Origin of the sequence: Plantibacter flavus (assembly GCF_900177615.1) — a bacterium.
GTDB lineage: Bacteria > Actinomycetota > Actinomycetes > Actinomycetales > Microbacteriaceae > Plantibacter > Plantibacter flavus.
In genome coordinates, this window is record NZ_FXAP01000003.1 from 194,873 (window position 1) to 208,731 (window position 13,859).

Annotated in this window: 11 protein-coding genes; 5 read left to right on the top strand and 6 right to left on the bottom strand. The window is 71.7% G+C overall.

The features are described from left to right. Nucleotides 1-143 precede the first annotated feature (143 nt). Entirely contained in the window at nucleotides 144-620 is a 477-nt protein-coding gene (locus B9Y95_RS10890) for a DUF3151 domain-containing protein (RefSeq protein WP_064295552.1), read from the bottom strand. A gap of 125 nt (nucleotides 621-745) precedes the next feature. On the opposite strand from B9Y95_RS10890, the gene B9Y95_RS10895 reads away from it, so the two are divergent. The 3 genes from B9Y95_RS10895 (at nucleotide 746) to B9Y95_RS10905 (ending at nucleotide 4,035) form a co-directional block, all read left to right on the top strand. Further along, nucleotides 746-1,441 (top strand): TetR/AcrR family transcriptional regulator, encoded by a 696-nt coding sequence (locus B9Y95_RS10895; RefSeq protein ID WP_085511896.1) that lies wholly within the window; start codon nucleotides 746-748, stop codon nucleotides 1,439-1,441. Beyond that, nucleotides 1,431-2,087 carry an ATP-binding cassette domain-containing protein gene (locus tag B9Y95_RS10900; RefSeq protein ID WP_064295550.1) on the top strand — a complete coding sequence of 219 codons (657 nt, stop codon included), beginning with the start codon at nucleotides 1,431-1,433 and terminating at the stop codon, nucleotides 2,085-2,087. The genes B9Y95_RS10895 and B9Y95_RS10900 overlap by 11 nt, the downstream gene beginning before the upstream one ends. Nucleotides 2,088-2,157: 70 nt before the next feature. After that, nucleotides 2,158-4,035 carry a YhgE/Pip family protein gene (locus B9Y95_RS10905; RefSeq protein ID WP_085511897.1) on the top strand — a complete coding sequence of 626 codons (1,878 nt, stop codon included), beginning with the start codon at nucleotides 2,158-2,160 and terminating at the stop codon, nucleotides 4,033-4,035. 430 nt (nucleotides 4,036-4,465) lie between these two features. Here B9Y95_RS10905 and B9Y95_RS10910 read toward each other — a convergent pair whose 3' ends face one another. Together B9Y95_RS10910 and B9Y95_RS10915 are read right to left on the bottom strand one after the other, a co-directional pair. After that, nucleotides 4,466-4,786 (bottom strand): hypothetical protein, encoded by a 321-nt coding sequence (locus B9Y95_RS10910; protein ID WP_085511898.1) that lies wholly within the window; start codon nucleotides 4,784-4,786, stop codon nucleotides 4,466-4,468. Between the two features lie 247 nt (nucleotides 4,787-5,033). Next, complete coding sequence (locus B9Y95_RS10915) at nucleotides 5,034-5,639, bottom strand: TrmH family RNA methyltransferase (protein WP_085511899.1); 606 nt, start codon at nucleotides 5,637-5,639, stop codon at nucleotides 5,034-5,036. Between the two features lie 170 nt (nucleotides 5,640-5,809). Here B9Y95_RS10915 and B9Y95_RS10920 point away from each other — a divergent pair, with 170 nt between their 5' ends. Both B9Y95_RS10920 and B9Y95_RS10925 read left to right on the top strand, forming a co-directional pair. Then, nucleotides 5,810-6,607, top strand: a complete 798-nt coding sequence (locus tag B9Y95_RS10920; RefSeq protein ID WP_079705004.1) for an HAD-IIA family hydrolase — start codon at nucleotides 5,810-5,812, stop codon at nucleotides 6,605-6,607. Between the two features lie 71 nt (nucleotides 6,608-6,678). Then, nucleotides 6,679-7,719 (top strand): alcohol dehydrogenase catalytic domain-containing protein, encoded by a 1,041-nt coding sequence (locus tag B9Y95_RS10925; RefSeq protein WP_085511900.1) that lies wholly within the window; start codon nucleotides 6,679-6,681, stop codon nucleotides 7,717-7,719. Between the two features lie 24 nt (nucleotides 7,720-7,743). Here B9Y95_RS10925 and B9Y95_RS20850 read toward each other — a convergent pair whose 3' ends face one another. The 3 genes from B9Y95_RS20850 to B9Y95_RS10940 form a co-directional block, all read right to left on the bottom strand. Beyond that, a complete protein-coding gene (locus B9Y95_RS20850; protein WP_085511901.1) occupies nucleotides 7,744-11,397 on the bottom strand; it encodes a hypothetical protein in 3,654 nt (1,217 codons plus the stop codon). Continuing rightward, nucleotides 11,397-11,945, bottom strand: a complete 549-nt coding sequence (gene pyrE / locus B9Y95_RS10935; RefSeq protein ID WP_175116436.1) for an orotate phosphoribosyltransferase — start codon at nucleotides 11,943-11,945, stop codon at nucleotides 11,397-11,399. Before pyrE ends, B9Y95_RS20850 begins: the two co-directional genes overlap by 1 nt. Nucleotides 11,946-12,107: 162 nt before the next feature. Beyond that, complete coding sequence (locus tag B9Y95_RS10940; RefSeq protein WP_085511902.1) at nucleotides 12,108-13,664, bottom strand: amino acid permease; 1,557 nt, start codon at nucleotides 13,662-13,664, stop codon at nucleotides 12,108-12,110. Nucleotides 13,665-13,859: the final 195 nt, after the last annotated feature.

Consider the following 13,859-nt stretch of genomic DNA (forward strand, 5'->3'; position numbering starts at 1 on the left):
CGGCTCAGGAACCGGGGACGCGGCCTGCCCTTCGACAGGCTCAGGGACCGGAGATGGAGCTCAGGGACCGGGGATGGAGCTCAGGAACCGGGGATCGACAGGCTCAGGAACCGGGGATCGACAGACTCAGGGACCGGGAAGGGCTAGTCGGAGCCGAGGATGACGATCGCGGAGGTCGGCGGGGCCGCGGCCGCGACGAGGTACTCGATCTCCTCCGACGCGGTGGGGTCGGCCTCGCGCAGGAAGGTGTCGAGACGCTCGACCTCCTCGGTCTCGCCGATCGCCTTCGCGGAGCGACGGAGCGCGTAGAGCGAGCGCAGCACCCCGCGGTTCGGCGCGTGCGACCACGGGATCGGGCCCTGACCCCGCCAGCCGGCGGCGCGGAGTGAGTCCAAGCCGCGGTGGTACCCGACCCGTGCGGCCGCGTAGCCGGGGATCGGCGACTGGGGGTCGTGGACCGCGTCGGCGAGGAGTGCCCAGCCGAGCGAGGAGCGGGGGTGGGCCGCGAGGAGGTCCGCCAGTGCCTCGATCGAACCGACGGCCGCGTGGAACTCGGCATCGGTGGCGCTGTCGTCCGGCAGCAGTGTCGGAGGGGTTGCCATCAGATTCTCACCGGTCATCGTTCAACCATAGCTCCGTTCCCGGGGCCCGGCGTGGGAGGAAGCTGGCAGCCCTCGCTGAGAGCTCGCCGCATCCGCCGACATCGATATTGCACACCACTGTGCAAGATAGTACGATCGCTGTCATGACCACCACCCAAGCGCCTGCGAGCGGGTCGCGCGCCCCTCGTCGCGACGCCGCCGAGAACCGGGTCGCGCTGCTCGAAGCCGCCCGCCTGGCGCTCCGCAGCGACCCCGACGCCAGCCTCGAGACCATCGCGGCAGCCGCCGGCCTCACCCGCCGTTCGGTGTACGGACACTTCGCCACGCGCGACGAGCTCGTGAACGCCGTCGTCGTGGCGGGGGCCGAGCGCGTCGCCTCGTCGATCACGGCCGTCCGGGGCGGCGACCCGCTCACCACCATCGCGCTCATCGGCGACGTCCTCTGGGCCCAGGTGGACCACGTCCGCATCATGGCGCCGCTCGCCGTCCGCGGGCCGCTCCGCGCAGTCACGGCAGCCGCCCTCGAACCCGTTCGGACCCTCCTCCTCCGCACCGTCGAGGCCGGTGTCGCGGACGGTTCCATCCGCCCCGACATCGACGCCGGGGTCCTCGCCCGACTCGTCGAGAGCACGGCCGTCGGGGTGCTCGAAGAGGCGACCCGATCCGGCCTCTCGACGAGTGCCGGCCGCCGCCTCGTCATGCTCGCCACCCTCGGGGCGGTCGGCCTGTCGTGGCAGGACGCCACGGCGGTCGTCGACCGCGCCGACACCGAACACGCAGACACCCACCGCCACACCACCGGCACCGGCACGAACGAGGAGTCCTCCCATGCGCGTTGAACTCGACGGCGTCTCCAAGGGCAAGGGCGGCATCGTCCTCGAGCCGACCTCCCTGTCCTTCCGGACTGGCGAGGCGACCTTCGCCCGCGCCGAGACCGAGCAGCGTCCGACCGTCCTCGGCCTCATCGCCTCCGGCCGCATGAAGCCCGACACCGGGACCGTCCTCGTCGACGGAGCGACCGACCGCAAGACGATGCGCCGCGTGATCGCCCTCATCGACGCCCCCGACGTCTCCGAACCGGCCAGCGGCGTCGCGGTCTCCGGCGTCGTCGCCGAAGAGCTCATGTTCGCCGGCCGGGCGAGCCACCCCTTCGCCGTCGCGCGGTTCCTCGAGTCACTCGACCTCGCGCACCTCGCGAAGCAGCCGATCTCGACCGTCGCGCCGACCGACCGCGTGCGGCTCCTCACCGAGCTCGCGGTCCTCCGGGAGGACGTCACCGCGCTCGTCCTCGTCTCCCCCGACCGCCACGGCGGCGACCCGCTCGAGTGGTGGAACCTCGCCCGCAAGCTCGCCGCCCGTGGCTACGGCGTCCTCGTGATCGCCGGTGACGCCTCGGCGACCGCCATCAACGCCACCGCCGACGCCCCGGTGTCCGAGAACGCCACGGACGAACTCGTCCCCCTCTTCCAGCAGGACTGGTCGTGACGCACACCGTGCACCACGACCGTCCAGCCCTCCCCTCATCCCGCACCACCCGTCCCCAGAAGGACCTCCTGTGAAGATCTTCGCGATGATCCGCGCTGAACTGTCCCGCCTGTGGGCCACGCCCATGTCGCGGCTCGCCCTCATCGCCCTCATGTGTGTCCCGCTGCTCTACGGCGGCCTGTACCTCTGGGCGAACCAGGACCCGTACGCCAAGCTCGACCAGGTGCCCGTGGCGCTCGTCGTCGAGGACACCGGTGCGCCGGCGACCGACGACACCACCGGCGACGCGACCGGCGAGACGGAGAACTACGGCGACGACATCGCCGACCAACTGATCGAGGACGGATCGTTCGCCTGGCACGAGGTCAGCGCGGCCGACGCCGCCCGGGGCGTGAACGACGGGACCTTCGACTTCAGCGTCACGATCCCCGCCGACTTCTCGACCTCCCTCACCTCCGCGTCGGGCGACGCCCCGCAGCAGGCGACGGTGCAGCTCACCACCAACGACGCCAACAGCTACCTGGCGACGACGATCGGCGAGCAGGCCGTCAAGCAGATCAAGGCGACCATCGTGCAGACGGTGAACCGCCAGGCCGCCGGCCGGTTCCTCATCGCGCTCGACACCATCAAGACGAAGCTCGTCGACGCCACCTCGGGCGCGACGCAGTTGGCCGACGGCGCACAGCAGGCCTTCGACGGCGCCGGGACCGCCCAGGCCGGTGCGGCGACCCTCGCCTCCGGCACCGCGCAGATCGCCTCGGGGACGGCCAGCCTCCCCGCTCAGACCGACCAGCTGGCCTCGGGCGCCGAGCAGGTGGCATCCGGGACGTCGACCCTCGCCGGCAAGGGCGACGAGGTCGGCGCGGCCGCCCAGCGACTCGTGGACTCGATCCCCACGGCCCGCGCGCAGATCTCCCAGACCCTCGCGGAGAACGGCTTCACCCCCGAGCAGATCGCCCAGGTGCTGGCACTGCTCGACCCGGTGGCCGCCGACGCCACCACGGCGAACGAGCGCGTCCAGACCGTCGTGTCGCAGGTCGACCAGCTGAACAGCGGCGCCCAGCAGGTCGCGGGAGGCGCTCGGACGCTGAGTGACGCCATGCCCGCGCTCGCCTCGGGGACGCAGCAGGCCGCCGACGGTGCCGCATCGCTGCAGACCGGCCTCACGACCCTGCAGACGGGCCTCGGCACCCTCCGTGACGGCATCGTCACCCTCCGCGACGGTCTGCAGTCCGGCGCGGACGCCATCCCCGCGACCACCGCGGACTCCCGCGAACTCCAGGCCAAGACGATCGCCGATCCGGTCAAACTGACCAACTCCTCGGTGACGAGCGCGGGCACCTACGGAGCCGGACTCGCGCCGTTCTTCGTCAGCCTCGCCGCCTGGATCGGCATCTACGCGCTCTTCCTGATCGTCAAGCCGGTGTCGCGGCGCGCGATCACGGCGCTGCACAGCCCCATCAAGGTGACCGTCGCCGGCTGGCTCACGCCGGGCCTCCTCGGCACGATCCAGATGGTCGCGCTGTTCGGGATCCTCGCCGGTGCCCTGCACTTCGAGGTCCACAACCCGCTCGCGACCTACGGGATGATGGCGCTCGCGTCCCTCACCTTCGCGGCGATCATCCTGACCCTCAACGTGTGGTTCGGCAGCGTCGGGCAGTTCCTCGGCCTGGTGCTCATGGTCGCCCAGCTCGTCACCGCCGGCGGGACGTTCCCCTGGCAGACACTCCCGGCGCCGCTCGCAGCCCTGCATCACGTGCTCCCGATGTCCTACGCCGTCGACGGCATGCGCCAGCTGATGTACGGGGGACGGATGGACGCCGCCCTGCAGGACGCCGGGGTCCTGCTCGCCTGGCTGGCGATCGCGCTCAGCCTCTCGGCGATCGGCGTGACGCGGATGACGCACGCCAGGACGCTCCGCGACCTCCGGCCGAGCCTCATCGGCTAGGCACCGGTCGAGCGCGCAGGAGCCCGCGCAGGAGCGTCGTCCTCGGGTGGGACGACGCTCCGGCGCGTGTGGTCAGCCTGCTGCGTGCGACGCCCATTCGGGTCGGGCATCGTTCGACGTCGGCGTCCGAGCGCCGCGTCGATCCGGGTTCGGGTCCGCCCGACAGCGTTGCACTCCCTTGAGTGATCGACCGGAGGCGCGATCATGACGCGGAACGCGGCAGATTCTCCGGAACGTCGTCGAGCCACCGGACGGACCGGCCGTCGTCCGTCGCGGAGAACCCTCCGTCGTACCCCGGAAACACCGGAGGCCGCCGGGAGTGGGGGGACTCCCGGCGGCCACCGGTGCGACGGAACGGGCGCGTTCCGTCTGGAGCAGCTGTGCGACGTGGTTCGGGCCACGGCGACCAGCTGCGGGTGCAGCGCGCTGCTCAGCTGGAGAGCAGCGACGCCGCCTCGCGCTGTTCGGCAAGCATCCGACGACGAGTCGCGAACGCGGCTCCGGCTCCCCAGATGAGGAGCGAGGCGAACAACGCACCGGCCGGAGCGATGAGCTCGCCCGAGCCGGTCTGTGTCGCACTGATCGAGCTCGACGCCTCGTCGACCCGGGCGTCGGCCTGCGCCGGCGCGGCGACGCCGACGATGAGGGCGACCGCGAGGGCTGCGGGGACGGCGAGCGCGGCGATGCCACGGACCTTGGACGGGTGGGTTCCTCGTTCGGGCGAGGCTCCCAGGGCAGAACGGTGCGTCATCTTCGATTCATCCTTCGGGTGACCGCCGATTCGCACCGCACGGATTCGGGTCCGTGCGGTGGCCCTCGGTGGCTTCGGGTGCCGGAGGGATTCGGGTTCAGCGGTGGAGTGTTGCTCCGCTAGACAGTATGCCGCGCGGTGTCGGCACTTTGGGGGACCGCGGGGTCAATTGAGGGAATCTTGAGGTGTTCCTGAGGTAGGCGCAACGGTGCCGTCGGAAACCACCCGCGGACGGGGGCCAACCCGATCAGGATGCGTCGAAGGAGACGTGCTGCATGACCCAGGTGTGCATCGCGACGGCCGCTGCCGCGGACGCGTTGATCGATCTCGTCGACCCGAACTGGGTGATCTCGAGCACCGCATCGGCCGCGGCGAGCGCCTCCGGCGAGAGCCCCGGCCCCTCCTGTCCGAAGAGGAGCAGGCACCGCTCGGGAAGCCTGAACGTCTCGATCGGGACCGATCCCGGCACGTTGTCGATCGCGACGATCGGCAGCTCGGCCGCCGACGCCCAGGCGACGAGCGCCGCGACGTCGACGTGGTGCTCGACGTGCTGGTAGCGGTCGGTCACCATGGCTCCGCGCTTGTTCCAGCGACGGCGTCCGACGATGTGGACGGTGTCGGCGGCGAACGCGTTGGCGGTGCGCACGATCGAGCCGATGTTCATGTCGTGCTGCCAGTTCTCGATGGCGACGTGGAACGGGTGGCGGTGGTCGTCGATGTCGGCGACGATGGCCTCCATCGACCAGTAGCGGTAGCGGTCGACGACGTTCCGGGTGTCGCCGTCGCGCAGCAGCGCGGGGTCGTACCAGGGGTCGTCCGGCCACTCCCCCTGCCACGGACCGACGCCGGCCATCGGACTCTCAGCCTGATCAGGGCCGACGACCGGGTCGTCCGGGTGGAGCGGGGTCTCTGGCACCAGCCAACCCTACCCGCGCCGTGCCACACTGGAGGTCCGGGCCCGACGCCGCGCCACCCCCGCGGCGCAGCGCTCGCGCAGCCCGCACGGAGCACCTGGAGGAACGCATGTCACGACGCGACGAGGTCGAATGCTGGCTCACCGACATGGACGGCGTGCTCGTCCATGAGAACCACGCCCTCCCGGGTGCCGCCGCGCTCCTGCAGCAGTGGCAGGACCAGCGGACACCCTTCCTGGTGCTCACCAACAACTCGATCTTCACCCCGCGAGACCTGAGCGCCCGACTGCGTGCCTCCGGCCTCGACGTGCCCGAGGAGTTCATCTGGACCTCCGCCCTCGCGACGGCCGCCTTCCTGGCCGAGCAGGAGCCGGGCGGCTCGGCCTTCGTCATCGGGGAGGCCGGGATCACCACGGCCATCCACGAGGCCGGCTTCACCATGACGGAGACGAACCCCGACTACGTGGTCGTCGGCGAGACCCGCAACTACTCGTTCGAGGCCATCACCAAGGCGATCCGCCTCATCGCCGGTGGCGCACGCTTCATCGTGACGAATCCGGACGCGACCGGACCGAGCAAGGACGGCCCGCTTCCGGCGACCGGCGCCATCGCGGCCCTCATCACGAAGGCCACCGGCATGGAGCCCTACGTCGTCGGCAAGCCGAACCCGATGATGTTCCGATCGGCGCTCAACAAGATCGGCGCCCACTCGGAGAACACCGGCATGATCGGCGACCGCATGGACACCGACATCGTCGCGGGCATCGAGGCCGGTCTCCACACGATCCTCGTGCTCACGGGCATCAGCGACGAGGCCGAGATCAACCGCTACCCGTTCCGTCCGAACGAGATCCTGAGCGGCGTCATCGACCTCGTGAAGACTGAGCCCGTCGAGGTCGAGATCTAGGCCCTGCCGCCACCACCAGCCCCACCGATCCACTCCGCCCCGCACCGCACTGCACCGCACCGAGGACTTCCATGCGCGCCGTCGTCTACGACCAGTTCACCGCCGAGCCCGAGGTCCGCGACCTCCCGGATCCGGTGCCGTCCGACGCCGGCGTCGTGGTGCGGGTGGAGACCACGGGTCTCTGCCGGAGCGATGCGCACGGCTGGCTCGGGCACGATGACGGCATCGCCCTCCCCCACGTGCCCGGCCACGAACTCGTCGGGCGCATCCACGCCGTCGGCCCCGCCGTCGAGCGGTTCCGCGTGGGCGACCGCGTCACGGTGCCCTTCGTGTGCGCGTGCGGACGCTGCGCCCAGTGCCTCGCCGGGAACGGGCAGGTCTGCCCGAACCAGACGCAGCCGGGCTTCACCCACTGGGGTTCCTACGCGGAGCTCGTCGCCCTGCACGACGCCGACGTCAACCTCATTCCGGTGCCCGAGTCCCTCGACGCCGGAGCCGCCGCCCTCCTCGGGTGCCGGTTCGCAACGGCCTTCCGCGGGCTCGTCCACCGCGCCGGGCTCCGCAGCGGGGAGCGCCTCCTTGTCGTCGGTTGCGGCGGCGTCGGGCTGAGCGCGGCCATGATCGGCGTCGCACTCGGTGCCGAGGTCATCGCCGTCGACATCGACGCCTCGGCCCTCGCGCGTGCGGCGTCGATCGGCGTCACGCACACGATCGACTCGAGCGGGCTCGACGAGGCCGCCGTCCTCGCGCGCATCGCCGAAGCCGCACCGGCGGGCGTGCAGGTGTCGGTCGAAGCCCTCGGGCGCGAGTCCACGATGCGCCTCAGCCTCCTCGCGCTGGCACCGATGGGCCGTCAGGTGCAGATCGGGCTGTTCTCGAGCGAACCGACCCTCCCGTTGCCGCGCATCATCTCGCAGGAGCTGTCGCTCCACGGCAGCCACGGCATGCCCGCGTCCGACTACTCGGAGCTGCTCGACCTCGTCGCGAGCGGCGCGCTGCGCCCGCAGGACCTCATCGAGCACCGCATCGGCCTCGACCAAGCACCGGCAGCACTCGCCGCCCTGGCGTCCGGCGACCGCTCGACGGGCGTGACCGTCATCGACGTCGCCTGACCCGCGACGGCGTCAGGTGCGTCGTCAGAGGGTGTCCGGGACCTCGGCCGCCGACCATCCCGCGGAGGCGCTCGGCAGCGTGGCGTCTGCAGCCGCACCGGCCGCGTTCGCAGCACCGACGAGCGTTCCGAAGTAGAACGCGAGCAGGAGCAGCACGGCGGCGCCCAGGCCGACGACCGCCCAGAGCAGCGCCTTCGGGATGCCCTGATCCGCGTGCTCTCCGCGGTATTCGGGGAGGTCGCGGTCGGGAGCGGACTGCGTGGCCTGAGGCGGCAAGGTGGCACCGACGATACCCGCGGCCGCGGCCGGGGTCGTGAGCGCGCTCGCGCCATCGAGTTCCGGGAACGCGACCGTCTCGCCGGGGAGCGCGGCCGGGGCCGTCTGCGGCACGTTCGCGATCGGCCCCTGCGAGGGGACGGCGGCGGCGTGTGCGCCGAAGACGGACACCGAGGCGGGGGTCACTGGTGTGGGCGCGGTGTCCGAGGCGACATCGGGCTCGGCCACCGGGGAGGTGTCCGCAGCGTTGTCATCGTCTCCGGCAGCGTGGGCCCCGGTTCGTCGTGACCCGCCGGTGTCGTCGTCGGCGTCCGTGCCGTCGACATCGGTACCGTCGGCGGCGACGAGGCCCGGGATGGGGGCGAGCGGGAGATCAGGGTCGGCAATCGCGTCGGCCTGGAGCGACCAGCCGCCCTCGGCGGCGAAGGCGTCGGCGAGCGACCGTGCCGAGGCCGCCTCGGCCGTGGCGGTGGCGTCCGGCTGATCGGACGGCTCGGAAGGGGCGACCGTGGCCGTGTCGTCGGCCTGCTCGGTGTCGGCGAGCGGCGTGGCAGCCGGCTCACCGTCGATCGCAGCGTCATCGGTCGGGGCGACCTGGACCGCATCCGTCTCAGGTCCGAGGTCGAACAGCGACTCGAGCCGCAGCTCCTCGCTGACCGGCTCGGGCTCGCCGATCGGCTCAGGGTCGATCGAGCCCTCGTCGGCGAGTGGGGCATCCGACGCGGCGGCATCCGCGGTGGGATCGGTCGCACCGTCGGCGACTGCGCCGTCCGGCACGAACGACGGAAGCGGTGTGACGCCCGCTGCAGCGAGCGGGACGGCGTCGAACTCGAGGATCTCCTCGTCGAATTCGTCGTCGAGCTCCTCCGGGTCGACGGCGAACGCCGGGGTCTCGGGAGCAGGAGTCCCGGTGACCGGGGTCGGTGCCGTCTCGGGAGCGGAGTCGGCGTCGAGGTCGGCCGAGGTCTCCGTGTCGTCGGTGTTCTCGCCCGAGCCGATGCCGGAAGCGGCACCGGCAGCGGTTGCGGCCCCTGCGGCGGCGAGGCCGCCGGCCGCGACGGCTGCGTCGAACCCACCGAGTGACAGCGTCGGGAAGAGGTCGACCGTGTCGTTCGCGGCGGGGACGATCGGTGCGGCGTCCGGCGCGGAGCCGTCGGTCTCGGTCGCGTCGTCGGTCCAGCTGGCGAACTCGTCACCGGGTCCGTCGACGAGCGGACGACCGAGCGTGACGGCGGCGAGGCCCGGAGCGAAGGGCTGGACGTCGCCTGCGATGAACGCGGCATCGGGCACCTCACCCTCGAGCGCGAGCTCAGAGGGGGACTCCGCACTCACGGCTGTCGACTCGGCGCCCTCCCACTCCACCGGCGGGACCGGGATGGGCTGGGTCGTGGGAGCCGCGTGAACGAGCGGGTCGAGGGCGTCATTCGGCGCGAGGTCCCACACGAACGGTGCGGTGCCGAAGGGGCTGACCGTCGGCTCGGGTTGCACGCCGTCGAGGGAGATGAGCTCCGTGATGGAACGCTCGGCCTTCGGGGTCGGCGGGCCGAAGGCCGGCGGGACGTCGGCGGTGTCCGTCGCGTCGTCGTCGACCGGCGCATCGTCACGGCCGGGCTCGGCATCGGCGTCGGGTGTCGGCGCCGGAGGAACGGCTGCTGCTGCGGCTGCGGCACCCGCAAGGGCCGAGAAGCCCGGACCGCCGAGGCTGTCGAACGGCCGCGTCTCATCGAGCGGCTCGGCGTCGACGTCGGGGACCGTCTCGGGCCACGGGACGTCGGCGGGCGAGGTCGGCTCCGCTGCACTCGCGGGCGACGCCGATGCGACCGTGTCCCAGCGGAACGGTGCCGCGGGGGTGATCGGCTCGGAGGCGACGATGCCGTCGGATGCGGACTCGGGGTCCGAGTCGGCCGTCGGCTGGACCGGCTCGCTCGCGGACGGGGACGTCGCCTCATCGGTGGCGGCGACGGCGACGGATTCGTCCGCGGTGTCGACCTGCTGGGGCGCCTCGTCGACCGGCTCCCCCTGCGGTTCCTCGGACGGCTGCTCCTCCGGTGCCACCGGCGCGGCGCCGAACGTCTCACCGAACGGTTCCGTCAACCAGGCCAGCGGATCCGTGCGCGGTGCCGAGGCGTCGGCACTCGCCGGCGCGGCGGTCCAGACGTCGTCGGTAGCTGCTTCGTCGTCCGGGGCTTCGTCGAGTCCTGTGTCGGAGGGCGCCGAAGCGTCGATCGTCGTGTCACGGACCTCGACGGTCTCGCCACCGAGGACGTCGTCGCCGAACGTCTCGGAGAGGCTCCAGGAGCCCTCCGGGAGATCGTCGTCCTGCACTTCGGTGTCGGGCGTCGTCGCGGAGCCGGACGGCACATCGTGGTCCGCCGCGGTGGGCGTCGGCATCGGCGTCGCCGGCGGGGCGGTGGGCGGCAGCGGTGCGGCGGGCGTGCCACCGGCGGGCGTCGAGGTGGAGGTCGTCGCGGCGGTCTCTTCTGCTTCGACCGCGGCCCAGGCCGCCGGGTCGTCGGCTGCAAGTGCTCGGGCCGTGGGCAGAACGGCCGTCGAGACGTCCTCCGGGGCCACTGGACCGGCCTCGGTGTCGTCGCTGCCACCGAGGCTCCAGGGCTCGTCGTCGACCGGTGGCAGGACGACCGGGTTCGTGGGCGCGGGCCGGAAGGTACCGGCGGGCGCGTGCTGGAGGACGGAGTCGGTGTCGACCGTCAGCTCGTTGCGGGCGGGCGGCACCGGTGAAGCCGGGGCAGGGGTCGGTGGAACGACCGGGAGCTCGAGGGCGTTCGGGTGCCGCAGCCCCTCCGACCGGACGGGAGCTTCCTCGGGCATCGGGTCGGCCGGGGCCGCAGGCGCGACGGGGGCGGCGGGCTCCGCGCTGGGGGCATCCGGCGTCGGCGGCGCAGGGACCGGGGTCGGGTCGTCGGCCGGGTTCGGCACCTGGCTCTGCCACCAGGCGAGGAGTTCGGCCTCGCTCGCGAACTCACCGGGACCAGTGGCCGGGGCGGCGGGCGGCGGCTCGACGGGAGCGGGCGTCGGCTCGACGGGAGCGGGAAGCGGCTCGACCGGAGCCGGCGTCGGCTCAGTGGCCGTCGGGGTCGCGGGCGCATCCGGCACGGACGGCGCGGACCACTGGGGCTCTGCCGGGACCGGCGCGGGCACCGGCGAAGCAGCGGACTGAGCAGCGGCGTCGCCGACGACCGGGAGGACGCGCGTCCGGTCGTCGTCGTCGACGGGCGACGGAGCGACGGCAGCAGACGGGTGCTCGTCGACCGCGTCGGTGGCGGGCTGCGTCTCGATCGCCTCCGTGTCGTCGGCGTCGAGCTGCGAGAGCAGCCAGTCGGTTCCGTCCGCGGGTTCGTCCGGAAGCCCGGCCCCGCCGCGTCCGGTTCCGTCGCCGGACATCAGACGAGTCCCAGGTCTTCCAGGCCGATCGCGGCCAGGTACTGGTAGCCCGCGGCCTCGATGATCTCGCGGGCGCCGGTCGCGCGGTCGACGACGACGGCGACGGCGACCACCTCGGCTCCGACCTTCTCGAGGGCCTCGGCCGCCTTGAGCGGTGAGCCACCGGTGGTCGAGGTGTCCTCCAGCACGATCACGCGCTTGCCCTGGAGGTCGGGGCCCTCGACCTGCTTGCCGCGGCCGTGGTCCTTCGGCTCCTTGCGGACGACGAACGCGTCGTAGGTGAGTCCGCGCGCGGCACCCTGGTGCAGGATCGCGGCGGCCACCGGGTCGGCGCCCATGGTGAGGCCACCGACCGCGAAGACGTCGGGGACGTCGGCGATGAGGTCGATCATGACCTGCCCGATGAGGGGCGCGACGCGGTGGTCGAGGCTCACTTTGCGGAGGTCGACGTAGTACGTCGCTTTCTTGCCGCTCGTCAGGGTGAAGTCACCGTGGAACACGGCTTCCGCCGAGATGTGGTCAATGAGCTGAGCTCGTGCGTCCGTCACGTCGACGAGTCTACAAGCTGTGACCCCCATCGCCGCAGTCGCCCGGATGGGGGCGTTCCACATCCCCGACGCGGGAGAGCCCCGGCGTGTCGGGCACGACTCGCCGGGGCTCGGGGACGCCACGCCGCCTCCGTCCTGCGTCGGGGCGGCTGCGTCCGGGGGTCAACGCGCGGTGCCGGAGCCCGGGTCCTCGGGACGGTCGGCTGCGAGCAGCTCCGCCTCGGTCGCGCCGCCGTAGCCGTCCGTCGCCGGGTCGCCGTGCAGACCACCCGAGACCGCGTACTCCTCCTCCGGTGACATGACGAGCCGGTGGCGACCCCAGACCGCGAAGGCGACCAGCATGACGACGTAGACGACGACGATCGCGATGATCGCCGGGAGGAACGTCGGGTTGAGCAGGAAGCCGACGAAGATGAGCGCGGCGATGACGGCCGCGATGACCGCCCCCGGCACACCCCACGGGCTGAGGTAGGGCCGCTTGGCGTTCGGGAACTTCTTCCGCAGCAGCAGGAACGCGATCATCTGCATGAGGTACGCGAGCACCGCACCCCAGACCGCGATGTTCAGCACGATCGCCCCGGCGACGCCGCCCGATCCGCCGGCCGCGTCGACGATGAGCAACGCGATGAACCCGATGATCGCCCCGGCCACGAGGGCCACCCACGGCGTCTGCCGCTTGCCGGTGAGGGAGAGGAACCGCGGGTAGTACCCGGCGCGGGACAGCGAGTACATGTTGCGACCGTAGGCGAACATGATGCCCTGCAGCGAGGCGAGGAGCCCGATGAGCGCGAAGAGGGCGAGGACCGCCGCCGCACCGTCACCGACGATGGCCCGGAAACCGTCGAGCAGGGGCTCCCCTGCCGTCCCGGTCGCCTCGGCACCGATGACGCCGGTGTTGAGGAAGAGGACGAGGAGGCCGGTCACGATGAGCGTGCCACGAGCCCAGAACCCGGCCTTCGGGATGTCGCGCACCGGGTTGTGGGACTCCTCCGCCGCGAGCGGCAGCTCCTCGATGCCGAGGAAGAACCACATCGCGAAGGGCAGGGCGAACAGGATCGGGAGGACGCCGTGCGGCAGGAACTCCGTCTGGCCCGCGTCGGGGGCGATGTCGAACAGGTTCGCCCAGGCGAACTGGCCGGAGAAGATCGCCATCGCGGAGAAGACGAGCAGGATGCCGATGGAGATGATCGAGACGACGATCGCGAAGCGGAAGGAGATGCTCGCACCGGCGGAGTTGAGCGCGATGAACGCGACGTACAGGATGGCCCACCACACGGGCGACGGCATGGAGAAGCCGAGCAGCTCGCTCGTGATGGCGTCGGCGTAGGAGGCCGAGAAGTACACGATCACGGCCGTGGTCGCGACGTACTCGATGGTCTCCGCGAGGCCGGTCACGAACCCGCCGAGCGGACCCATCGCCGCTCTCGCGAAGGAGTAGGCCCCACCGGTGTGCGGCATCGCCGCGGCCATCTCCCCGATCGAGAAGATCATGCCGTAGTACATCGCGACGAGGATGACGAAGGCGATGAGCATGCCGCCGAACCCGGCGAAGTCGATGCCGAAGTTCCAGCCGGAGAAGTCCCCGGAGATGACCGCCGCGACGGCGAGGCCCCAGAGACCCCACACCCCGGCCGACCGCTTCAGGCTGCGTTTCTCGAAGTACCCCTCGCCGGCCGCGGTGTAGGTCACCCCGGAGATCTTGCGCGTGTCGTCAGCCATCGATGCGTCCTGTCGCTCGGGTTGCGCGCTCGTCGGGCTCGCACAACGTCGTCAGATTCGGTTGGCCCGACTCTAGGACCTGCAATGGTCGCGTGTACATACCTTTGCGAGGAAATCCGTCTCACAAATGCATCGATCCGCTGGAGGCACTGTGATGTAATGGTCGAGTTCGCGACCTTTCAGTTCTCCATCGAG